The sequence below is a fragment of the Micromonospora mangrovicola genome (assembly GCF_047200535.1).
Classification (GTDB): Bacteria; Actinomycetota; Actinomycetes; order Mycobacteriales; family Micromonosporaceae; genus Micromonospora.
Genome location: NZ_JBJZOG010000083.1, coordinates 1 through 21,161, shown reverse-complemented (window position 1 = coordinate 21,161; position 21,161 = coordinate 1). Strand labels below are relative to the sequence as shown.

22 protein-coding genes are annotated in these 21,161 nt (G+C 73.1%); 17 read left to right on the top strand and 5 right to left on the bottom strand.

What is annotated here, in order from left to right:
• Window positions 1-48: 48 nt before the first annotated feature.
• A complete protein-coding gene (locus tag ACL02O_RS25705) occupies window positions 49-1,089 on the bottom strand; it encodes a mechanosensitive ion channel family protein (RefSeq protein ID WP_412820736.1) in 1,041 nt (346 codons plus the stop codon).
• 306 nt (window positions 1,090-1,395) lie between these two features.
• Here ACL02O_RS25705 and ACL02O_RS25700 point away from each other — a divergent pair, with 306 nt between their 5' ends.
• Entirely contained in the window at window positions 1,396-1,935 is a 540-nt protein-coding gene (locus tag ACL02O_RS25700) for an HNH endonuclease (RefSeq protein ID WP_412820727.1), read from the top strand.
• An 8-nt stretch (window positions 1,936-1,943) separates the two neighbouring features.
• Here ACL02O_RS25700 and ACL02O_RS25695 read toward each other — a convergent pair whose 3' ends face one another.
• The 3 genes from ACL02O_RS25695 to ACL02O_RS25685 form a co-directional block, all read right to left on the bottom strand.
• Window positions 1,944-2,822, bottom strand: coding sequence for a class F sortase (locus tag ACL02O_RS25695; protein ID WP_412820726.1), 879 nt, complete (start codon window positions 2,820-2,822; stop codon window positions 1,944-1,946).
• A gap of 12 nt (window positions 2,823-2,834) precedes the next feature.
• Entirely contained in the window at window positions 2,835-3,341 is a 507-nt protein-coding gene (locus tag ACL02O_RS25690; RefSeq protein ID WP_412820725.1) for a hypothetical protein, read from the bottom strand.
• A 116-nt stretch (window positions 3,342-3,457) separates the two neighbouring features.
• Window positions 3,458-3,928, bottom strand: coding sequence for an Lrp/AsnC family transcriptional regulator (locus ACL02O_RS25685; RefSeq protein WP_412820724.1), 471 nt, complete (start codon window positions 3,926-3,928; stop codon window positions 3,458-3,460).
• A 146-nt stretch (window positions 3,929-4,074) separates the two neighbouring features.
• Between ACL02O_RS25685 and ACL02O_RS25680 the strand changes: the two genes are divergently transcribed.
• The 14 genes from ACL02O_RS25680 to ACL02O_RS25615 all read left to right on the top strand — a co-directional run bounded on the left by ACL02O_RS25680 (window position 4,075) and on the right by ACL02O_RS25615 (window position 17,166).
• Window positions 4,075-4,953, top strand: coding sequence for a tryptophan 2,3-dioxygenase (locus ACL02O_RS25680; RefSeq protein ID WP_412820723.1), 879 nt, complete (start codon window positions 4,075-4,077; stop codon window positions 4,951-4,953).
• 20 nt (window positions 4,954-4,973) lie between these two features.
• Window positions 4,974-6,275 (top strand): kynureninase, encoded by a 1,302-nt coding sequence (gene kynU / locus ACL02O_RS25675; RefSeq protein ID WP_412820722.1) that lies wholly within the window; start codon window positions 4,974-4,976, stop codon window positions 6,273-6,275.
• A complete protein-coding gene (locus ACL02O_RS25670; protein ID WP_412820721.1) occupies window positions 6,272-7,606 on the top strand; it encodes an FAD-dependent oxidoreductase in 1,335 nt (444 codons plus the stop codon). Before kynU ends, ACL02O_RS25670 begins: the two co-directional genes overlap by 4 nt.
• 20 nt (window positions 7,607-7,626) lie before the next feature.
• Window positions 7,627-9,108, top strand: a complete 1,482-nt coding sequence (locus ACL02O_RS25665) for a 2-hydroxymuconic semialdehyde dehydrogenase (RefSeq protein ID WP_412820735.1) — start codon at window positions 7,627-7,629, stop codon at window positions 9,106-9,108.
• A 113-nt stretch (window positions 9,109-9,221) separates the two neighbouring features.
• A complete protein-coding gene (locus ACL02O_RS25660) occupies window positions 9,222-10,022 on the top strand; it encodes a 2-keto-4-pentenoate hydratase (RefSeq protein ID WP_412820720.1) in 801 nt (266 codons plus the stop codon).
• Window positions 10,019-10,981: an acetaldehyde dehydrogenase (acetylating) gene (locus ACL02O_RS25655; protein ID WP_412820719.1), complete on the top strand. Its 963-nt coding sequence runs from the start codon at window positions 10,019-10,021 to the stop codon at window positions 10,979-10,981. Before ACL02O_RS25660 ends, ACL02O_RS25655 begins: the two co-directional genes overlap by 4 nt.
• Complete coding sequence (gene dmpG / locus ACL02O_RS25650; RefSeq protein ID WP_412820718.1) at window positions 10,978-12,036, top strand: 4-hydroxy-2-oxovalerate aldolase; 1,059 nt, start codon at window positions 10,978-10,980, stop codon at window positions 12,034-12,036. Before ACL02O_RS25655 ends, dmpG begins: the two co-directional genes overlap by 4 nt.
• A complete protein-coding gene (locus ACL02O_RS25645) occupies window positions 12,033-12,806 on the top strand; it encodes a 2-keto-4-pentenoate hydratase (protein ID WP_412820717.1) in 774 nt (257 codons plus the stop codon). Before dmpG ends, ACL02O_RS25645 begins: the two co-directional genes overlap by 4 nt.
• Window positions 12,803-13,231, top strand: coding sequence for a RidA family protein (locus ACL02O_RS25640; protein WP_412820716.1), 429 nt, complete (start codon window positions 12,803-12,805; stop codon window positions 13,229-13,231). The genes ACL02O_RS25645 and ACL02O_RS25640 overlap by 4 nt, the downstream gene beginning before the upstream one ends.
• Window positions 13,228-13,752, top strand: coding sequence for a 3-hydroxyanthranilate 3,4-dioxygenase (locus ACL02O_RS25635; protein WP_412820715.1), 525 nt, complete (start codon window positions 13,228-13,230; stop codon window positions 13,750-13,752). Before ACL02O_RS25640 ends, ACL02O_RS25635 begins: the two co-directional genes overlap by 4 nt.
• On the top strand, window positions 13,752-14,753 hold the full coding sequence (locus tag ACL02O_RS25630) for an amidohydrolase family protein (RefSeq protein WP_412820714.1): 1,002 nt from the start codon (window positions 13,752-13,754) through the stop codon (window positions 14,751-14,753). Before ACL02O_RS25635 ends, ACL02O_RS25630 begins: the two co-directional genes overlap by 1 nt.
• A 191-nt stretch (window positions 14,754-14,944) precedes the next feature.
• Window positions 14,945-16,408, top strand: a complete 1,464-nt coding sequence (locus ACL02O_RS25625; protein ID WP_412820713.1) for an amidase — start codon at window positions 14,945-14,947, stop codon at window positions 16,406-16,408.
• A gap of 52 nt (window positions 16,409-16,460) precedes the next feature.
• Window positions 16,461-16,766: an aa3-type cytochrome oxidase subunit CtaJ gene (ctaJ, locus tag ACL02O_RS25620; protein ID WP_459560892.1), complete on the top strand. Its 306-nt coding sequence runs from the start codon at window positions 16,461-16,463 to the stop codon at window positions 16,764-16,766.
• Window positions 16,753-17,166, top strand: a complete 414-nt coding sequence (locus tag ACL02O_RS25615) for a DUF5130 family protein (protein ID WP_412820712.1) — start codon at window positions 16,753-16,755, stop codon at window positions 17,164-17,166. Before ctaJ ends, ACL02O_RS25615 begins: the two co-directional genes overlap by 14 nt.
• Before the next feature lie 94 nt (window positions 17,167-17,260).
• On the opposite strand, the gene pepN is transcribed toward ACL02O_RS25615, so the two are convergent.
• Window positions 17,261-19,807 carry an aminopeptidase N gene (pepN, locus tag ACL02O_RS25610; protein WP_412820711.1) on the bottom strand — a complete coding sequence of 849 codons (2,547 nt, stop codon included), beginning with the start codon at window positions 19,805-19,807 and terminating at the stop codon, window positions 17,261-17,263.
• 224 nt (window positions 19,808-20,031) lie between these two features.
• Here pepN and ACL02O_RS25605 point away from each other — a divergent pair, with 224 nt between their 5' ends.
• Both ACL02O_RS25605 and ACL02O_RS25600 read left to right on the top strand, forming a co-directional pair.
• Window positions 20,032-20,655, top strand: a complete 624-nt coding sequence (locus tag ACL02O_RS25605) for a mycothiol-dependent nitroreductase Rv2466c family protein (protein WP_412820710.1) — start codon at window positions 20,032-20,034, stop codon at window positions 20,653-20,655.
• A gap of 119 nt (window positions 20,656-20,774) precedes the next feature.
• Window positions 20,775-21,155, top strand: coding sequence for a hypothetical protein (locus ACL02O_RS25600; protein WP_412820709.1), 381 nt, complete (start codon window positions 20,775-20,777; stop codon window positions 21,153-21,155).
• Window positions 21,156-21,161: the final 6 nt, after the last annotated feature.

The window sequence follows — 21,161 nt, the reverse complement described above, 5'->3', positions numbered from 1 at the left end:
GTGCGCGACCCCCGAAATCGTCCCGCCCGAGGGATCGGGTGGCGGCCGTCAGGTCGCCCCGGCGGTGCCCGTCTCGCCTGACGCCGGGACGCGGACCGGGACTCCTGGATATAGCCGGGCCGCCGCGATCTGGGCGGTGATACCCGAGTTCTCCAGCGCCTCGGCCAGCCGGCGGCGCAGCTCGCGGGCGACCGTGAACTGGGCGTCGGAGGTCGTCTTGACCACCGTACGGATCACCGCCCCGTCGACCGTGATCTGTTCGACGCCGAGCACGGCCGGCTCCTCCACGATCTGCGGTGCCAGCTCCGGGTCCATCGCCACCGAGGCCGCGGCCGTCCGCAGCACCGCGGTGGCCTCCTCGGTGCCGGCGAAGCCGATCGGCAGGTCGACCACCACCAGGGCCCAACCCTGGCTTCTGTTGCCGACCCGGATGATCTCTCCGTTACGGATGTACCAGAGCACGCCGCGGGCGTCCCGCACCGTGGTGACCCGCAGGCCCACCGCCTCGACCACCCCGGTCGCCTCGCCCAGGTCGACGGTGTCGCCGACCCCGTACTGGTCCTCGATCAGCATGAACAGGCCGGCGATCAGGTCCTTGACCAGGCTCTGCGCGCCGAAGCCGAGGGCCACGCCGGCGATTCCGGCGCTGGCCAGCAGCGGGGCCAGATCGAAGCTGAACTCCTTCAGCACCATCAGCAGCGCGATGCCGAAGACGAACGCGGTGACCATGCTGCGCAGCACCGAGCCGATCGCCTCGGCGCGCTGCCGGCGGCGCTCGGGCACGAACTGCTCCGGGTCGAGCGAGGCGCTGGGGATCCGCTCCCGCAGCGGACGGAGCAGGGTGGGCACCGACCCCGCGGTGGTCGTCCGGACCAGCCGGTTGATGGTCCGGTGCAGCGCCCAGCGGGCGGTGACCGCGAACAGCAGGATCAGGACGATCCGCAGCGGCTTGAGGACGATCCAGTAGCTGCCCTCGGCGAACCAGGCGGAACCGGTGATCTCGTAGACGCTCTTGCACCAGGTGTCGGCGCGGCAGTCGGCCGACGGGCTCGGGGCCGGATAGGGTGCGGCGGCCAGGGCGCGCAGCATCAGGTTGGCGGCACTCACCCTGCTTTCGTACCGCACGGCGGCGGCGCCCCGGCTGTGGACCCACCGTCCGGCTGGGGAATGCTCTACCGCTGATCATCCCGGGCGGAACCGGTCATCGTGCCACGGCCGGAGGACGCTTCCCGAGGTACCCCGGATTAGTGCGTGCATTCCGGGGCGCGATCAGGGACGATTGGCGCAACGGACGTCGGTGATCCCCGACCGGCGTCGGTGTCGTTTCCCGCTGCCTGCGGGAGCGGTGCCGGCGCGGCAGCGGCGGGAGCGGCTGGACCGGGAAGGGTGAGCGCGATGCCTGACATACGACCCACGGTGGGCTCCGGTGCACTCGTTCTCAACGCCACCTACGAGCCGCTGTGTGTCGTGTCGGTACGTCGTGCCGCCATCCTCGTGCTCTCCGCCAAGGCCGTCTGCGTCGCCGACGGCGACGGGATCCTGCACAGCGCGCGCAACGCGCTCCCGGTCCCCTCGGTGGTCCGGCTGACCCGCTTCGTGCGCGTGCCCTACCGGACCCACGTGGGGCTCTCCCGCCGGGCGATCTTCGCCCGGGACGGCTGGCGGTGCGCCTACTGCCGCGGGCCAGCGGAGACCATCGACCACGTCTTCCCGCGTAGCCGGGGCGGTCGGCACGCCTGGGAGAACGTGGTGGCGGCGTGCGCCCGCTGCAACCACACGAAGGGCGACAAGACCCCCGCCGAGCTGGGCTGGCGGCTGCACATCATGCCGGCCGCCCCCAAGGGCACGGCATGGCGGGTGCTCGGCCACCGGGCGCCGGACCCGCGCTGGGCGGACTGGCTCGACCTGCGTGAACCCGAGCCCGAGGCGGCCTGAGCGGCCGTTCACCGGCCGCGCGCCTTCACCAGCGACGCGTAGACCACGAGGTTGTCGGCGTACCCGGTCTCGCCGCCCACCCACCGGCCACCGCAGGTGATCAGCCGCAGGTTCGGCCGGCTGAAGTCGCCGTAGATCTCCTCGACCGGGAGTCGCTCCTTGCCGTACCGCTTGACCTGGGTGACCTCGAAGACCGCCACCGAACGGTCCGCGCGGGTCACCTCGATCCGGTCGCCGTCGTCGAGGTTCTTCAGGTCGTGAAAGACTGCCGGCCCGGTGGTGGTGTCGACATGCCCCACGATCACCGCCGGGCCGTACTGGCCCGGGGTGGGGCCCTGCTCGTACCAGCCGGCCTCACCGGCCTTGCCGACGTCCGGCACGGCGATGGTCCCGTCGGGGGCGATGCCGACCCGGTGCACCGGGGCCCGCAGCTGGATCTTGTCGATCGTGAGGTCGGTCGGCGGGCTGGCCGCCAGCACCGGGAACTTCTTCGGTGGTGGACGCAGCCCGGCGCTGAGCTGCTCCGGCAGCACGCTGACCCCGGTCACCCGCTCCACCCCCAGCATGGCCACGATGAGCACCATCAGCGCCGCGACCACCAGCACCGGCGCGCCCGGTCCGTGCTGGCCGGCGTAGCGCCGGCCGGCGTACCGGGTGGTGCGGACCGGCACCGGCCGGGCCTGCGGGTCGGCGGTGGTGACGCTGGCCGAGAAGGCGTGCCCGGCGGCGCGGGCGAACCGGCGCGACGCGCGGGACACCAGCCGCAGGCCGGACCGCAGCCGGGTACCGGACGGCGCCCGGCGTCGGTGCCGGCCGCCCCGGCGACCAGCGGTCTGCGCGCCGGCTGCCGCTGCGGTGCGGTCGTGCCTGCCTCGTGAGCGGGCCATGGCCGCACCTCGTCAGAAGCGGCTACCGGTCTTGCGCCGGGCGCCGACGCCGGCCACCACGGCGACCGCGACGAGGCCACCGACCAGTAGCAGCGACCCGGCGCCGCGACCGCCCGCGGTGCCCCCGCCGCCGGTCGCCGGACCCTTGCTGGGCTGGGCCATGTTCAGCACGGTGAGCGTGGTGGAGGCGGTTCTGCCGTTGGAGCATTTCAGATCGACCGGGTAGTCACCCGGCGCTTTGTTGCCCGGGATGGTGACCGCCCCGGTGAGAAAGCCGTTGTCCGGCCGGAGCATCACCCGCCCGAAGGCGTCCGAGGTGACCTGGGCCTGCCGGTCGTTGTTGTCGCAACTGGCCCGGATGCTCACCCGGGTCCCCGCCTGGGCGCTGTTCGGTGTCACCTCGACGAAGACGTTCTCCCCGGCGCGGGCCGGGGTGACGGTCGTCAGGACGAACGCCGCGACCAGTCCGAGCACGCTCAGGACGGCCGATCGGGCGCGATGTGCCACGAGCCCTCGCATGATTCCCCCCTTCCGGTGCGGCGCACCGGAATCCTGCTGACGGGCAGTGAGGGCTGCTTTCCCGCTGACTCCGGGGCAAACCCGGGGCGGCGCCGTCGCGGCGGCCCGGCGGGCGGTCAGCGGCGGCGGCCGGCCGGGGCCGGGCCGCCGGGCGGCAGCGGGGTGACCGGGTGCCAGTCCAGCGGGGTCGACAGGACCATCGTGCTGGAGGGCTGGCCGTACGGGGCGAGGCGGTCGATGACCTGCTCGAACTCGCCCATCGAGCCGGCCGCCACCTTGATCATGCTGCACGCGTCCCCGGTGATCCGGTGGATCTCCATGATCTCCGGCCAGCCCGCCACCTCCGGGTCGTTGAGGATGCAGCGCGAGCCGTAGCAGGACATCCGGATCAGCGCGAGCACGGTCCGCCCGGCCCGGGTCAGGTCCACGTGTGCGTGGTAGCCGGTGATCACGCCGGACTCCTCCAGCCGGCGGACCCGCTCGGCCACCGCGGGCGGTGACAGGTGCACCCGGCGGGACAGCTCGCTGTACGAGAGCCGGGCGTCGGCCTGGAGCTCGCGCAGCAGCGCCCAGTCCATGTCGTCCACGCGGTGACCTTTCTTCCGTGAAGTCGAGTGCGGGGAAGCCTTCAGAGCGACAGGTAGGACCACCGTACCGCCGTTGAAGAGGCATTCCATCTGCGGATCCACCAGCGGCATCATGTCCCCTACCCCGGGTTCGGAGGGAGACGACGGTGGAACAGACCACGGCGGTACGCCCGGCGACCGCGCAGCAGCGGGCGGCGCGGGCGGCGCGCAACGGCGGCGAACCGACGCTGGAGTTCGCCGACCGGGTGCCCTACGACGCGTACGTCCGCGCGAGCACGCTGCACCAGCTCCAGCAGCCGCTCAGCGACGACCCCGGCGAGATGTCCTTTTTGATGGTCAGCCAGATCATGGAGCTGTACTTCGGGCTGACCTGCCACGAGCTGCGGCACGCCCAGCGGGAGCTGCGGGCGAACCGGATCTGGGAGGCGCTGCCCGCGCTGCACCGCACCGCGCTGCACCTGGAGGGGCTCAACGCCGCCTGGCAGGGCCTGCGCTGGATGACGCCGGCCGACTTCAACCGGTTCCGGAACATGCTCGGCGAGGGCTCCGGCTTCCAGTCCGCGATGTACCGCCACCTGGAGTTCCTGCTCGGCCTGCGCGACCCGGCGCTGATCCGCCCGTTCCGCCGGCAGACCGAGGTGCACGCCGAGCTGACCGCCGCCCTCGCCGCGCCGAGCCTCTGGGACGACGTGGTCGCCCTGCTCGCCCGACGCGGCTTCGACCTGCCCGCCGAGCTGCTGGACCGGGACGTGGCGACCGAGCACGAGCCGCACGCCGCCGTGGAGGCCGCCTGGGTGCGCGTCTACGCCGACGCCGGCCCGGACAACCACCTGCGGCTGCTGGGCGAGGCGCTGACCGAGGTGGCCGAGCGGTTCGGCGACTGGCGCTGGCACCACCTCAAGGCGGTGCAGCGGACCATGGGCGCCAAGGTCGGCAGCGGCGGTTCCGCCGGGCTGGCCTGGCTGCAGCGGAGCATGGCCCGGGTGGTCTTCCCCGAGCTGTGGTCGGCCCGGACCGCGATGTGACCGCAGAGAAGGACGAGGCGATGACGAAGGACGAGACCGGGCCGCTGCGCCTCGACGAGGCCGGGGCGCGGCAGCTCGACGCCGCCGACCCCGGGCACCGGCACCTGTTCCACGTGCCGCCGGCCGAGGGCGGGCGTCACCCCGAGGTGGCGTACCTGGCCGGCAACTCGCTGGGCCTGCAACCCCGGGCCACCCGGGACGAACTCCTCGCCGACCTGGACGACTGGCGCCGGCTGGGTGTGGAGGGGCACCTGGAGGCGGGGCGGCCCTGGCTGCCGTACCACGAACTGCTGACCGCGCCGGCCGCGCGACTGGTCGGCGCGCTCCCGGCGGAGACCGTGGTGATGAACTCCCTCACGGTCAACCTGCACCTGCTGATGGTGAGCTTCTACCGGCCGGCGGGGGAGCGGACCCGGATCGTCATCGAGGACAGCGCCTTCCCGTCGGACAGCTACGCGGTCCGCAGCCAGGCCCGCTTCCACGGCCTGGACCCGGACGCCACCGTGGTCCGGCTAAAGCCGCGCTCCGGCGAGGACACCCTGCGGACCCAGGACGTCCTCGACTTCCTGGCCGCCGAGGGACACACCGTGGCGCTGCTGCTGCTCGGCGGGGTCAACTACCTCACCGGCGAGCTGATGGACATCGCGGGGATCACCGCCGCCGGGCGGGCCGCCGGGGCGGTGGTCGGCTGGGACCTGGCGCACGCGGTCGGCAATGTTCCCCTCACCCTGCACGACTGGGACGTCGACTTCGCCGCCTGGTGCTCCTACAAGTACCTGAACTCCGGTCCGGGCGCCCTCGCGGGCGTCTTCGTGCACGAGCGACACCTCGGCGACCCGGCGCTGCCCCGCTTCGAGGGCTGGTGGAGCACCGAGGCCGCCACCCGGTTCGAGATGACCCCGGTGTCCCGGCCGCCGGCAACCGTCGAGGCGTGGCAGATTTCCAACCCGCCGATCTTCGCGATGGGCCCGGTGCGTACCTCGCTGGAGCTGTTCGACTCCGTCGGCATGCCGGCGCTGCGGCAGCGCAGCCTGCGGCTCACCGGCTACCTGGAGCGGCTGCTCGACGAGGTGACCGCCGGCCGGCCGCTGACGGTGGTCACCCCGCGCGACCCGGCCCGACGGGGCTGCCAACTGTCCGTGCGGATCGGGGCGGGCAGCGCCAACGAGCTGACCAAGCGGCTGCGGCACGAGCACGGCGTGATCGCCGACGCGCGGGAGCCGGACATCGTCCGGTTCGCCCCGGTGCCGCTCTACTCGACGTACCACGACTGCTGGCGGGTCGCCGACGCGCTGGCCGCGACCGTGGAGGTTTCCGCATGAACCCGCGACGCGACGAGATCGCCGTCGTCGGCGCCGGGCTGGCCGGCTGCCTGCTGGCCTGCTTCCTGGCCCGGCGCGGTTACCCGGTGGCGCTCTACGAGCGGCGGCCGGACCCGCGTACCGGCACGGCCGAGCGGGGGCGCTCGATCAACCTGGCGCTCTCCGAGCGGGGCCTCGACGCGCTGCGCCGGATCGGGCTGGACCAGCAGGTGATGGCGGACGCGCTGCCGATGCGCGGCCGGATGATCCACCCGGTGGAGGGGGAGCCGCAGTTCCAGTCGTACAGCGTCTCCGGTGACCGGGCGATCAACTCGATCAGCCGGGGTGCGCTGAACAACGCGCTGCTCACCGCCGCCGCCGCGCGGCCCGGCGTGCGGATCGCCTTCGACCACCGGCTGGTCGACCTCGACCTGGCCACCGGCGAGATGACCTTCGAGACCCCGCAGGGCAAGGTCACCGAGACCGCGTCGGTGGTCCTCGGCGCCGACGGCGCCGGCTCCGCCGTACGCGGGCAGCTCCTCGCGGACGGGGTGCTGACCGAGAGCGTCGACTTCCTCGACTACGGCTACAAGGAACTCACCATCCCGCCGATCGGCGGCGACTTCGCCCTCGACCCGGGAGCGCTGCACATCTGGCCACGCGGCACCTCGATGATGATCGCGCTGCCCAACCCGGACCGCTCCTTCACCTGCACCCTCTTCTGGCCCACCCACGGCACGCAGAGCTTCGCCTCGCTGGGCAGCCCGGCCGCCATCGAGCGGTACTTCAGCACCCACTACCCGGACCTGATCCCGCTCGCCCCGAACCTGGTCGACGACTACCAGCACAACCCGGTCGGGGTGCTCGGCACGGTCCGCTGCGCCCCCTGGCAGGTGGACGGGAGGGTGGGCCTGCTCGGCGACGCGGCGCACGCCATCGTGCCGTTCTACGGTCAGGGCGCGAACTGCGCGTTCGAGGACGTGGTCGAGCTGGACCGCTGCCTCGACGAATGCGGCGACGAGTGGTCCGCGGCGCTGCCGCTGTTCCAGTACCGCCGGCAGGCCAACGCCGAGGCGATCGCCCGGATGGCGCTGGCCAACTTCGTGGAGATGCGGGACAAGGTGGCCTCCCCGGTGTTCCAGACCCGCAAGCGGATCGAGCACGCCCTGGAGCGGGCCCTGCCCGGCCGGTACGTCTCGCAGTACGAGCTGGTCTCGTTCTCCACCACCCCGTACGCCGAGGTGCGCCGCCGGGTGCGCCGGCAGTACCAGGTGCTGGGGGCGCTGGCGGCCGGCGCGGCGGCGGCGCTGGCCGGCGCGGCGCTGACGCTCGGGCGAGGGAGGCGGCGATGACGCTCTGGGATCCGCGGTTGATGGCCGGGCACGCGCCCGACGGCCCCGGCCTGCTGCGCAACTTCGTCGGCGGTGAGTTCGTCGACGCCGGGCAGCGGTTCACCAAGCGCAGCCCGGTCACCGGCGAACCCGTCTTCGAGGTGGTCGAGGCGTCCCCGTCCACGGTGGACGACGCCGTGGCCGCCGCCCGGGCGGCGCTGCGGGGGCCGTGGGGTCGGATGGGGGAGCGGGACCGCGCCGAGGTGCTGCGCCGGGTCGCCGACGAGCTGGAGCGTCGCTTCGACGACCTGGTCGCCGCCGAGGTCGCGGACACCGGCAAGGCCATCTCCCAGGCCCGCACCCTGGACATCCCGCGCGGCGCGGCCAACTTCCGGGCGTTCGCCGAGATCGTGGCGACCGCGCCGACCGAGTCCTTCACCACGGTCACCCCGACCGGTGGCCGGGCGCTGAACTACGCGGTCCGCAAGCCGGTCGGCGTGGTGGCGGTGATCGTGCCGTGGAACCTGCCGCTGCTCCTGCTCACCTGGAAGGTCGCCCCGGCCCTGGCCTGCGGCAACGCGGTGATCGTGAAGCCCAGCGAGGAGACCCCGGCCTCGGCCACCCTGCTCGCCGAGGTGATGGCCGCCGCGGGCGTGCCCGACGGGGTGTTCAACCTGGTGCACGGCTTCGGTCCCGGCTCGGCCGGGGAGTTCCTCACCCGGCACCCGGGCGTTGACGCGATCACCTTCACCGGCGAGTCGGCCACCGGCAGCGCGATCATGCGGGCCGCGGCGGACGGGGTGAAGGCGGTCAGCTTCGAGCTGGGCGGCAAGAACGCCGGGCTGGTCTTCGCCGACGCCGACCTGGACGCGGCGGTCGCCGGTTCGGTCCGGTCCAGCTTCACCAACGGCGGTCAGGTGTGCCTCTGCACCGAGCGGATCTACGTGCAGCGGCCCGTCTTCGAGGAGTTCACCGCCCGGCTGGTCAAGCGCGCCGACGAGCTGGCGTACGGCTGGCCGGCCGACGAGGCGACGGTGAACATGCCGCTGATCTCACCCGGCCACCGGGACAAGGTGCTCGGCTACTACGAGCTGGCCCGCACCGAGGGCGCCGAGGTGCGCGCCGGGGGCGGGGTGCCGCGCTTCGGTGACGCCCGCGACGGTGGCGCGTACGTGCAGCCGACCGTGCTGACCGGGCTCGGGCCGGACGCGCGCACCAACCGGGAGGAGATCTTCGGCCCGGTGGTCCACGTGGCGCCGTTCGACGACGAGGACGAGGCGTACGCGCTGGCCAACGGCACCGAGTACGGCCTGGCGGCGACGGTCTGGACCCGGGACGTGGGCCGGGCGCACCGGGCCGGCTCCGGGCTGGACGCCGGCATCGTCTGGGTGAACACCTGGTTCCTGCGCGACCTGCGCACTCCGTTCGGCGGGGTGAAGGCGTCCGGCATCGGCCGGGAGGGTGGCGTGCACTCGCTCGACTTCTACTCCGAACTCACCAACGTCTGCGTGGACCTCTCGTGAGCGCGCGCGGGGGGCAGAATGCACGGCATCGTGAGCGCGAGGAGCGAGCCGGGGATGCGAGCCCCGCGGTCGTGAACCGTCGCGAACGTCGTCAGCGAGCGCGAGGAGCGGGGATGACCGTCGACATCGAGGCCGCCAACCGGGAACTGGCCATGGCGCGGCAGGAGGAGAAGCCGTGCCCGCCCCTGCGCGGGCGGCTGCTGCCGGAAGGCGACATCGAGGCCGCCTACCAGGTGCAGCAGGTCTACACCCGGCAGCGGCTCGGCAAGGGCCACCGCCGGGTGGGGGCGAAGATCGGCCTCACCTCCCGCGCGGTGCAGGAGAGCTTCGGCGTCTTCCAGCCCGACTTCGGAGTGCTCTTCGACGACATGGCCGTCGGCGACGGTGTCGAGGTGCCGATGAGCCGGCTGCTCCAGCCCCGGGTCGAGGCGGAGATCGCGTTCGTGCTCGGCGCCGACCTGCCCGACGAGCGGGTGACCACCGTCGACCTGATCCGGGCGGTGGACCACGTGCTGCCCGCCATCGAGATCGTCGACTCGCGGATCGCCGGCTGGGACATCTCCATCGTGGACACCGTCGCGGACAACGCCTCCAGCGGCCTGTTCGTGCTCGGCACCGCGCCGCGCCGGCTCGCCGACCTGGACCTGCGGCTCTGCGGCATGGTGCTGGAGCGGGCCGGCGAGCCGGTCTCCGTGGGGGCCGGGGCGGCCTGCCTCGGTAACCCGCTGCACGCACTGGAGTGGCTGGCCGGGACCATGGCCCGCGCCGGCGACCCGCTGCGCGCCGGGGACGTGGTGCTCTCCGGGGCGCTCGGCCCGATGGTGCCGGTCGCGCCCGGTGCCGCGTACGAGGCGCGGATCTCCGGGCTCGGCTCGGTACGGACCTGTTTCTCCGCGTCGGAGGGGGCGGCATGACAGTCGGGGTGGCGGTGCTGGGGTCGGGCAACATCGGCACCGACCTGATGATCAAGGTGCTCCGGTTGTCGGAGTCGCTGCGGATGGTGGCGATGGCCGGCATCGACCCGGAATCGGACGGCCTGGCCCGGGCCCGCCGGCTCGGCGTGGCGACCACCGCCGAGGGCGTGGACGGGCTGGTCGCCATGCCGGAGTTCGCCGACGTCGAGCTGGTCTTCGACGCCACCTCGGCCGGCGCGCACCGGCGGCACCACGAGGTGCTGCGGGCGCACGGCCGCACGGTGGTCGACCTGACCCCGGCGGCGATCGGCCCGTACGTGGTGCCCCCGGTGAACCTCGACGAGCACCTGCACGAGGGCTGCGTCAACATGGTCACCTGTGGCGGGCAGGCCACCGTGCCGATCGTGCACGCCGTCGGCCGGGTCACCCCGGTCGCGTACGGGGAGATCGTCGCCTCGATCGCCTCGAAGTCGGCCGGGCCGGGCACCCGGGCCAACATCGACGAGTTCACCGAGACCACCGCCCGGGCGATCGAGGTGGTCGGCGGCGCCGACCGCGGCAAGGCCATCATCGTGCTGAATCCGGCCGACCCGCCGCTGCTGATGCGGGACACCGTCTACTGCCTCTGTCCGGACGCCGACGCCGACCGGGCTGCGATCGCCGCCTCGGTGGCCGACATGGTGAAGACGGTCCAGGAGTACGTCCCGGGCTACCGGCTCAAGCAGGACGTGCAGTTCGACCGGGTCGACACCTACGTGCCGATCCTCGGGCGGCACTTCACCGGCCTGCAGGTCTCCGTCTTCCTGGAGGTCTCCGGTGCCGGGCACTACCTGCCGGCGTACGCCGGGAACCTGGACATCATGACGTCGGCCGCGCTGCGTACCGCCGAGCGGCTGGTCGCGTTGGGGTCGGCCCGGCGCGGCCCCGCGCCGGCCCGGAACGCGGAGGTGACCGCATGACGGATCTGTACATCCAGGACGTGACGCTGCGCGACGGCATGCACGCCATCGCCCACCGGTACACCGTGGACCAGGTGCGGACGATCGCCGCGGCGCTGGACGCGGCCGGGGTGGCCGCGATCGAGGTGGCGCACGGCGACGGGCTCGCCGGGTCCAGCGTCAACTACGGCCACGGCGCGGCCGGCGACGCCGACTGGATCTCCGCCGCCGCCGAGGTGCTGACCACCGCGAAACTCACCACCCTGCTGCTGCCCGGCATCGGCACCATCGCCGACCTGAGGGCGGCGAAGGCGCTCGGGGTGACCAGCGTGCGGATCGCCACCCACTGCACCGAGGCGGACATCTCCGCCCAGCACATCTCCTGGGCCCGGGAGAACGGCATGGACGTCTCCGGGTTCCTGATGATGTCGCACATGAACGACCCGGCCGGGCTGGCCGCCCAGGCCAAGCTGATGGAGTCGTACGGGGCACACTGCGTCTACGTCACCGACTCCGGCGGCCGGCTGCTGATGTCCGACGTGGCGGAGCGGGTCGACGCGTACCGGCAGGTGCTCGAACCGGAGACGCAGATCGGCATCCACGCCCACCACAACCTGTCGCTCGGCGTGGCCAACAGCGTGGTCGCCGTCGAGCACGGCCGGATCCTCGGGGACGGGCCGCTCGGCTCCCCGTCCGGCCGCACCGTGCGGGTGGACGCCTCGCTGGCCGGCATGGGCGCCGGGGCCGGGAACGCCCCGCTGGAGGTCTTCGTCGCGGTCGCCGAGCTGCACGGCTGGAAGCACGGTTGCGATGTGTTCGCGCTGATGGACGCGGCCGACGACGTCGTCCGCCCGCTGCAGGACCGGCCGGTCCAGGTGGACCGGGAGACGCTCTCCCTGGGGTACGCGGGTGTCTACTCCAGCTTCCTGCGGCACGCCGAGCGCGCCTCGGCGAGGTACGGCGTGGACGTCCGCTCGATCCTGGTGGAGCTGGGCCGGCGGCGGATGGTCGGTGGCCAGGAGGACATGATCGTGGACGTGGCACTCGACCTCGCCGGCCAGAAGGAGCTCTCATGATCGGACCGGACGTCGCGGGAATCGCCGAGAAGCTGGGCGCGGCGGCCGACTCCGCCACCGCGATCCCGCAGCTCGCCGCCGAGACCGGCCTCGACGTGGACGCCGCCTACGCGGTGCAGACCGCGCTGGTGCAGCGCCGCCTCGACCGGGGCGAGCGGCTGGTCGGGCTGAAGATGGGGCTGACCAGCAAGGCGAAGATGGCCCAGGTCGGGGTGGACGAGGTGATCTGGGGCCGGCTCACCGACGTGATGCGGGTCCCGGACGGCGGCACGGTGAACGTCGCCGACTTCATCCACCCCCGGGTCGAGCCCGAGGTGGCGTTCCTGCTCGACCGGCTGCCCGAGCCCGGCGAGCCGGTCGGCGCGTTCACCGAGGCGGTCCGCGCGGTCGCCCCGGCGATCGAACTGATCGACTCCCGGTACGCCAACTTCACCTTCTCCCTGCCGGACGTCATCGCCGACAACACCTCGGCCGCCGCGTTCGCCGTCGGGCCGTGGTCGCCGGTGCCGGACGGCCTGGACAATCTCGGCGTGCTGCTGGAGATCGACGGCCGGGTGGCGCAGGTGGGCTCGACCGCCGCGATCCTCGGCGACCCGCGCCGCGCCCTGGACGAGGGCATCCGGCTGGCCGGCCGGCACGGCGTCCGGCTGCGCGAGGGCTGGATCTTCCTCGCCGGGGCGGCGACCGCCGCGGTGCCGCTGCGCCCCGGCGCGCACGTCCGGGCGGTGGTGGAGAAGCTCGGCACCGTCTCCCTGAAGGCGGCGTCGTGAGCGGAGAGGCGCGCGTGGTCGCCGGCAAGGCCGTGCCGCGTGGGGCGTTCCCGCACGTCAAGGTCGCCGGGGGCTTCGTCTTCGTCTCCGGTACGTCGTCCCGGCGGCCGGACAACACCTTCGCCGGGGTGGCGGTGGACGAGTTCGGGACGACGAACCTCGACATCCGGGTGCAGACCCGGGCGGTCATCGAGAACATCGGGGACCTGCTGCGGTCGGTCGGCGCGGACCTGACCGACCTGGTGCAGGTCACCAGCTACCTGGTCAACATGAACGACTTCGGTGGCTACAACGAGGTGTGGGCGGAGTTCTTCGACGCCACCGGGCCGACCCGGACCACGGTGGCGGTGCACCAGCTTCCGCACCCGCACCTGCTGATCGAGATGCAGGCCGTGGCCCTACTTCCATCGGGAGGTCCGTCATGAGTGAGATCGCCGAGCCGTTCAGCTTCTCCGGCTGGATCGGGGAGAACCAGCACCTGCTCAAGCCGCCGGTGGGCAACAAGGAGATGCTGCCGGGCAGTGACGACTTCATCGTCATGGTGGTCGGCGGCCCGAACCAGCGCACCGACTTCCACGTCGACCCGTACGAGGAGTTCTTCTACCAGGTCAAGGGCAACATGCACGTCAACCTGATGCTGCCCGAGGGGCCGCGCACGGTGCACGTGCGCGAGGGTCAGATGTGGATGCTGCCGCGTAACACCCCGCACTCCCCGCAGCGCCCCGAGGCGGGCTCGATCGGCATGGTGATCGAGCGGGTCCGGGAGGAGGGCACCCTGGAGAAGTTCCAGTGGTACTGCCCGGAGTGCAGCCACAAGGTGCACGAGGTGGAGCTCCAGGTCCGGGACATCGCCGCCGACCTGCCGCCGGTCTTCGCCGCGTTCTACGCCGACGAGAAGGCCCGCACCTGCACCAACTGCGGCGCGCTGCACCCGGGCAAGGGCTGATGCGCGGACCGGTCGTGGACGTGCACACGCACGTCGTACCGAAGGGGTGGCCGGACCTCGCCGCGGCGTGCGGCGGGTCCGGCTGGCCCTGGCTGCGGGTGGATTCCGAGCGCGCCGCCATGATCATGGTGGGGGAGACGGAGTTCCGGCCGGTCGGCGCGGAGTGCTGGGATGCGGAGACCCGGCTCGGCGACATGACCGCCGACGGCGTCGACGTGCAGGTGGTCTCGCCCACCCCGGTCTTTTTCAGCTACGACCGCCCGGCGGACCAGGCGGTCAAGGTGGCCCGGATCTTCAACGATCTCACTCTGGAGGTCACCGCGGGTGGGGGCGACCGGCTGGTGCCGTTCTGCCAGGTGCCGTTGCAGGACCCGGACGCCGCCTGCGCCGAACTGGACCGCTGCCTGGCCGCCGGGCACGTCGGCGTGGAGATCGGGAACCACGTCGGTGACCGGGACCTCGACGACGCCGGAGTCGTGCAGTTCCTGACCCACTGCGCGCACGTCGGCGCACCGGTCTTCGTGCACCCGTGGGACATGCCGGGCGGGCCCCGGCTGGACCGCTGGATGGCCCGCTGGCTGACCGGGATGCCCGCCGAGACGCATCTGTCGGTGCTGGCGCTCATTCTCGGCGGGGTCTTCGACCGGGTGCCCGAGACGCTGCGGATCTGCTTCGCGCACGGCGGCGGCAGCTTCCCGTTCTGGCTGGGCCGTGCCGACAACGCCTGGCACCGCCGGGGCGACCTGGTACGTGGTGCGTCCACCGCCCCGCCCAGCGCCTACGTCGACCGGTTCTGCGTCGACTCGGTGGTCTTCGAGCCGGCCGCGCTGCGGCTGCTGGTCGACACCATGGGCGAGGACCGGGTGCTGGTCGGCAGCGACTACCCGTACCCGCTGGGGGAGCGCCCGGTCGGGCAGGTGGTCCGGAAGGCCGACTTTCTCACCGCCGACCAGCGCGACAAGCTCCTCTCCCGCAACGCGCTGCGCTTCCTGCACGGCTGACCGGCGCGTCCGCCGGCCGCGCGACCGCGACACAGCAGAGCAAAGCGGCCGCGACCCACCGTCGCCCCTTCGGCCCGGGCGGGCTCCCCCGGCCGCCGGGGCGGCCAGGAGGCCACCGGGCGGACGGAGCCGGCGCCCCCGGCCGGCGCGGGAGAAGTGCGTCCGGTGGACCCTGCGGGCAGGATGGCGGTATGGCCGAACCGCACGACCTGACCGCGCTAAAACAGGCCGACGCGATCCGCCGGGGCGAGCTGTCCAGCTTGGAGCTGGTCGAGCACCACCTGCGCCGGGTCGACGCGCTCGGCGACACCGTCGGCGCGTTCGTCACCGTCACGCCGGAACGGGCCCGGGAGGCGGCCCGGGCCGCCGACGCGGTGCCCACGGACCAGCGCGGTCCGCTGCACGGGGTGCCGACCGCGATCAAGGACCTGACGCTGACCGCCGGGGTGCGCACCACCTTCGGCTCGGCCGCGTTCGCCGAATTCGTACCGCCGATCGACGCCGACGTGGTCCGGTTCATGGCCGAGGCCGGACTGGTCAGCCTGGGCAAGACCACCACTTCGGAGCTGGGCTGCTCGCTCTACTCGGAGGGGCGGGTGGCGCCGCCGGCGCGCAACCCGTGGGACCTCGCGTACACGGCGGGCGGGTCCAGCGGCGGCGCGGCGGCCGCGGTGGCGGCCGGGCTGGTGCCGGTGGCGCAGGGCTCCGACGGCGGCGGCTCGCTGCGCATCCCGGCGGCACTGTGCGGCCTGGTCGGCTACAAGCCGAGCCGGGGACTGGTCTCCGGCGGGCCGCTCGGCTTCGGGGCGTTCGGGCTGCCCACCAACGGCCCGCTCGGGCGGACCGTCGCCGACGTGGCCGCCCTGCTCGACGTCATGGCCCGCCCGGTGCCCGGCGAGCCGTACCTGCCGCCGGCCGCGCCCGCCGACGGCTATCTGGCCGCGGCCCGCGGGACGCCCCGCCGCCGGCTGCGGGTCGGCCGCTTCACCACGCCGATGCTCGCCGACGAGCCGGTCCACCCCGACTGCGTGGCCGCCGTGGACCGGGCCGCCGCGCTGCTCGCCGCGGCCGGCCACGAGGTGGTCGAGGTCCCCGCGCCGCTCGGCCCCGCGGCCTGGCCGCTGTTCGAGATCGTCTGGTACGTGCTGGCGCTCTCCCCGGTGCCGGTCGACCGGGAGAGCGACCTGCTGCCGCTGACCCGGCTGCTCCGCGAGCGCGGCGCCGCGATCGGTGCCGGTCCGCTGCTGACCGCGCTCGGTGAACTCCAGGCCCAGGTACGCCTCGGGGTCCGCCGCACCGCCGGTTGCGACCTGTTGCTCTGCCCGACCCTGGCCGCCCCGCAGGCGCCGGTCGGCGCGTTCGCCGCCCTCGACCCGGCGGAGGATTTCGACCGGCAGCGCCGGTTCTCGCCGTACTGCGCCATCTTCAACGTGACCGGCGATCCGTCCGTTTCCCTGCCGCTGCACCGGACCGCCGACGGGATGCCGGTCGGGGTGCTGCTCACCGGCCGGTTCGGCGACGACGCGACATTGATAGCCACTGCCGCGCAACTGGAGCACGGCTGTGGCGGATGGGATCAGCACCCCGCAATCTGGCGGGCCGTCGACTCCGCTAACGTGAACATCACAAGCGGGATCGGGCGCCCGTCGTCATGATCGTCCGACCCGGAAGATTCCTGGTCTCTTTTTCCGCCTGGGGGCGTTGGGATTGTCTGTTACCGACACGTTGGTGCTCTTCGTCGGCATCCCGGCGGCCGCGGTGCTGGTGATCGCCGGTCTGGCGTACGCCGGCAATCGCGGTGGCGGCGGTGGCGGTGCCAAGCGCTACCGGCCGGGCCGGCCCTTCGACTTCACTCCGGTCTGGTTCCTCGGCCGTCCGGAGCAGCTGGCCGACTCGGCCGGCACCGCGCTGGCCGCCGGGGCGCAGGCACCGGCTCTGACCAGCCACAAGCTTGCAAAGGCCGGCGTCGAGGCGCCGGCCGGTGGAACCGGAGGCGCAAGTGACCGTTGGTGAGAAGCAGGCCGTGACGGGGACCGCCGTCCCGCCCAACGTGCTGGACGGGCCCTTCTCGACCCGTCAGCTGCTCCGCATCGACGAGGCGCTCCGCCTGGCCGACCAGGGGACCGGCCTGGTCTTCTCGGTCTACGTGGGCGGCCTCGACGAGCCGATCCGGGAGCACGCCGAGCGGCTGCACCGGCAGCTCGCCGAGCCGGACAAGTCGGTGCTGATCGCCGTGTCGCCCAACCAGCGGCAGCTCGAGATCATCACCGGCAGGTACGCCCGCAAGCGCATCCCGGACACGTACGCCAAGCTCGCCGCGCTCTCCATGGTGGCGTCCTTCGGCGGCGGTGACCTGGCCGGCGGCATCATCCAGGGGCTCGACCAGCTCGCCAGCCACGCCGGCAAGGGCTGAGCCCTCCCCCGTACGACGAAGCCCGGCCCGCGCCAACGCGGGCCGGGCTTTCTGCTCCCGCCGGGCGGCGACGCCCGGACCGCTCCTCGACGGGTCAGGCGCTCTGGCCGTCCTTGGCGCGGGCCCTGAGGGCGCGGACCACGCCGTCGCGGCCCTCGGCCACCAGCCGGCGCAGCGACGCCGGGTGTCCCTCCTGGGCCAGCCAGGCGTCGGTGGCCGTCACCGTGTCCTCGTCGACCAGGTACGCCGGGTAGGCGAGCTGGACGAACTCCTGCGCCGGCTCGCTGTCCCGCTGCGCCCAGACCTGGGCCACGGTGGCGAAGTACCGGTCCCGGTACGACGCGGTGAGGTCCACCTGCGCCGGGTGGGTGAAGCCCTGCAGCAGCGCCCGGTTGCGCCAGTTCGGCAGCGCCTCCGGCCCGGTGAGCTCCGCCCACACCGCCGCCTTGTTCGCCGCGGTCGGCACCAGAGCGCGCGCGTACGCGGCCTCGCGCTCGCCGCTGGCGGTGCGATCGTTGGCCAGCTCGGCCTCCACCTCGGCCGCCCCGGCCGCGCCGTTGGCCACCAGCGACTGGAGCACCGTCCAGCGCAGCTCGGTGTCCACGGTCAGGCCGGGAGTCACCTCGGCGCCGTCCAGCCAGCCACGCAGGATCGCCAGGTCCTCCTCGGACCGGGCCGCCGAGGCGTACGCCCGGGCCCAGGCGAGCTGGAAGCCGCTGCCCGGCTCGGCCGCGGCGAGGGCGTCCCGGGCGGTACGGGCCAACTCGGCCCAGCCGGTCGGCGCCCAGGCCGGGTCGGCGTAGAAGGTGAGCGTGGTGGTTGCCTGGCGCAGGGTGGCGGTGACCAGGTTGATGTCGGTCTCCGCCGGCAGCCCGGCCAGCGCCAGCGCCACGTAGTCCCGGGCCGCCAGCTCGGCGTCCCGGGTCATGTCCCAGGCGGCGGTCCAGCACAGCGCCCGGGCCAGCGACGAGTCGAAGCCGGCGATGTGCTGCACCACGGTGGCCATCGACCGCTCGTCCAGCCGCAGCTTGGTGTACGTCAGGTCCTCGTCGTTGAGCAGCAGCACGTCGGCGGCCGGCTTGCCGTGCAGCACGGACAGCTCGGTCAGCTCGCCGGTCACGTCCACCTCGACCGTCTCCCGGCGGACCAGCCGGCCGTCGGTCAGGTCGTAGAGGCCCACCCCGATCCGGTGGGTACGCAGCGTCGGGTACCCGGCTGGCGCCTCCTGCCGGACCAGCACCCGCTCGTAGCTGCCGTCGGCGCCGACGGCGACCTCGGGACGCAGGGTGTTGACCTGCGCGGTCTCCAGCCACTGCGCGGCGAACTTGCGCAGCTCCCGGCCCGAGGCGGCCTCCAGCTCGGAGAGCAGGTCGTCGAAGGTGGCGTTGCCCCAGGCGTGCTTGCCGAAGTACGCCCGCAGGCCGGCCAGGAACGGCTCCTCGCCCACGTACGCGACGAGCTGCTTGAGCACGCTGGCGCCCTTGGCGTAGGTGATGCCGTCGAAGTTGACCTCGACCGCCTCCAGGTCCGGCATCTCGCAGTAGACCGGGTGGGTGGAGGAGAGCTGGTCCTGCCGGTAGCCCCAGTTCTTGCGGATGGACAGGAAGGTGGTCCACGCCTCGGAGAAGCGGGTGGCGTGGGTGTTGCACCAGTGGCTCGCCCACTCGGCGAACGACTCGTTCAGCCACAGGTCGTTCCACCAGCGCATGGTGACCAGGTCACCGAACCACATGTGCGCCAGCTCGTGCAGGATCGTGTTCGCGCGCTGCTCGTACTCGAAGTCGGTGACCTGGGAGCGGAAGATGTAGTGCGATTCGGCGTGCGTGACGCAGCCGAAGTTCTCCATCGCGCCGGCGTTGAAGTCCGGCACCCAGAGCTGGTCGTACTTGGGCAGCGGGTAGCGCACCTGGAACTGCTCGTGGAAGAAGTCGAAGCCCTGCTTGGTGATCAGGAACAGGTCGTCGGAGTCCAGGTACCGCGCCATCGAGGCCCGGCAGTAGACGCCCAGGTCGATGCCGTCGTGATGGTCCCGCACCTCGTGGTACGGCCCGGCGCAGAGCGCGGTGATGTAGGTGCTCATCCGCGCCGACTCGGCGAAGTGGACGGTCTTCAGCCCCTCGCCGGCCGGCTCCTCGCGGTCCACCGGCATGTTGGAGACCACCCGCCAGTGGTCGGGGACGGTGGCGTGCCAGGTGTAGACGCTCTTCAGGTCCGGCTGGTCGAAGCAGGCGAAGACGCGCTGCGCGTCCGCGGTCTCGAACTGGCTGTACAGGTAGGTCTCACCGTCCACCGGGTCCACCGTGCGGTGCAGGCCCTGGCCGCTGTTGGAGTACGTGAAGTCGGCGTCCACCACGAGGACGTTCTCCGCGGCCAGGCCGGTGAGGGTGAGGCCCTTCTCGGCCGAGAAGTCGGCGAGGTCGACCGGCGCGCCGTTGAGCGTGGCGGAGCGCACCGACTCGGCGGCCGTCTCGATGAACGTGGTGGCGCCCGGCTCGGTGCAGCGGAACCGGACCTCGGTCACCGAGCGGAACGTGCGGCCGGTGGCCTGCACGGCGGTCGACAGGTCGAGGTTGATGTCGTACCCGCTCACCTCGAGCAGGCGGGCCCGCTCGGTGGCCTCGACCTGGGTCAGGTTGCGCACTCCCGGCACTGTTCGTCTCCATCCCACTCGTCTCGCCGCGCCCCGCGGCACCGGCCGCACCGATCCGCTCGTGACGGCCGGTCCGGACCGAGTCTTCCATGCACCCACACCCTTCGGTGGTCGAGGTCACGCTCTCATTCCGGTGCCGGTCGATCCCGTGCGGGGTGAGGATCGGAAGGGACAGCGCCGGAGCTCCGGCGCGCAAGTCGTGAAGGGATGACACCGTGACCGAACGTGTCGCCGTGGACATGTGGTTCGACCCGCTGTGCCCGTGGGCGTGGATCACCTCCCGCTGGCTGCTGGAGGTGGAGCAGGTCCGGGACCTGGAGATCCGTTTCCACGTGATGAGCCTCTCCGTGCTCAACGAGGGGCGCGACCTGCCCGAGCAGTACCAGGACCTGATGAAGCAGGGCTGGGGCCCGGTGCGGGTCTGCATCGCCGTCGAGCAGGCGCACGGCGGGGAGACGCTGGCGAAGCTCTACACCGCGCTGGGCACCCGGATCCACCTGGGCAAGGAGGAACTCGGCCGGGACCTGTTGGTCGGCGCGCTGACCGACGTCGGGCTGGACCCGGCGCTGGCCGACGCCGCCGAGTCCACCGAGTACGACGAGGCGCTGCGGGCCAGCCACGAGGCGGGCATGCGGCCGGTCGGCACCGATGTGGGCACCCCGGTGATCCACGCCCCCGGCCCGGACGGCAAGCAGATCGCCTTCTTCGGCCCGGTGATCACCCCGGCCCCGAAGGGCGAGGCGGCCGGCAAGCTCTGGGACGGCGTCCTGCTGGTCGCCGGCACCCCGGGCTTCTACGAGCTGAAGCGGACCCGGGAACTGGGTCCGATCTTCGACTGAGCCGCGCCGGGCGAGCCCCGCACGCCCCGTCACCGGGCCGGTGCGGGGCTCGTTTCTCCGGGTGTCCCAGCCGGCGGCCCGCCCGGGGCCGCACCCCGGCAGCTCCTGGAGGCGTTCCCATGGGTAAGCACCGCCGTACGTCCGATGACGCGCCGGTGACGGCGACCGAGGACTCCGGTGCGACGTACTGGTCCGTGGCCGAGGGCGACTGGCCGAAGGTCCGGCCGAACCTGCCGGCCGAGATGGTCGACCTGCTGGCCCCGCCGATCGTGGTCGGTGTCGCCCGGGTGGTGGCGACCTCCCGGATGACCCCGCCCGCCGACGCGGGCCTGCCGGCCCGCACGCCCGGACCGGTCCGGTCCGGCCGCCCGGCCCCGCCGGGGTCGACCACGCTGCGGCTGACCGCCGGCGCGTCCCGTCCGGCTGGCCCGGCGCCCGGCCGCCGGCCGACCGGCGGCCGGCACCGCAGCGCGCCCGCGCCGGCCGAGGCGGCGGACTGAGACGCT

Excerpts from the sequence above, each read along its gene's own strand:
- ACL02O_RS25670 (WP_412820721.1), top strand. The coding sequence starts at position 6,272 with ATGAACCCGCGACGCGACGAGATCGCCGTCGTCGGCGCCGGGCTGGCC.
- ACL02O_RS25600 (WP_412820709.1), top strand. The coding sequence starts at position 20,775 with ATGGGTAAGCACCGCCGTACGTCCGATGACGCGCCGGTGACGGCGACC.
- ACL02O_RS25695 (WP_412820726.1), bottom strand. The coding sequence starts at position 2,822 with ATGGCCCGCTCACGAGGCAGGCACGACCGCACCGCAGCGGCAGCCGGC.
- dmpG (WP_412820718.1), top strand. The coding sequence starts at position 10,978 with ATGACGGATCTGTACATCCAGGACGTGACGCTGCGCGACGGCATGCAC.
- ACL02O_RS25635 (WP_412820715.1), top strand. The coding sequence starts at position 13,228 with ATGAGTGAGATCGCCGAGCCGTTCAGCTTCTCCGGCTGGATCGGGGAG.
- ACL02O_RS25690 (WP_412820725.1), bottom strand. The coding sequence starts at position 3,341 with ATGCGAGGGCTCGTGGCACATCGCGCCCGATCGGCCGTCCTGAGCGTG.
- ACL02O_RS25630 (WP_412820714.1), top strand. The coding sequence starts at position 13,752 with ATGCGCGGACCGGTCGTGGACGTGCACACGCACGTCGTACCGAAGGGG.
- ACL02O_RS25655 (WP_412820719.1), top strand. The coding sequence starts at position 10,019 with ATGACAGTCGGGGTGGCGGTGCTGGGGTCGGGCAACATCGGCACCGAC.
- ACL02O_RS25645 (WP_412820717.1), top strand. The coding sequence starts at position 12,033 with ATGATCGGACCGGACGTCGCGGGAATCGCCGAGAAGCTGGGCGCGGCG.
- ACL02O_RS25625 (WP_412820713.1), top strand. The coding sequence starts at position 14,945 with ATGGCCGAACCGCACGACCTGACCGCGCTAAAACAGGCCGACGCGATC.
- ACL02O_RS25705 (WP_412820736.1), bottom strand. The coding sequence starts at position 1,089 with ATGCTGCGCGCCCTGGCCGCCGCACCCTATCCGGCCCCGAGCCCGTCG.
- ACL02O_RS25660 (WP_412820720.1), top strand. The coding sequence starts at position 9,222 with ATGACCGTCGACATCGAGGCCGCCAACCGGGAACTGGCCATGGCGCGG.
- ACL02O_RS25700 (WP_412820727.1), top strand. The coding sequence starts at position 1,396 with ATGCCTGACATACGACCCACGGTGGGCTCCGGTGCACTCGTTCTCAAC.
- kynU (WP_412820722.1), top strand. The coding sequence starts at position 4,974 with ATGACGAAGGACGAGACCGGGCCGCTGCGCCTCGACGAGGCCGGGGCG.
- ACL02O_RS25665 (WP_412820735.1), top strand. The coding sequence starts at position 7,627 with ATGGCCGGGCACGCGCCCGACGGCCCCGGCCTGCTGCGCAACTTCGTC.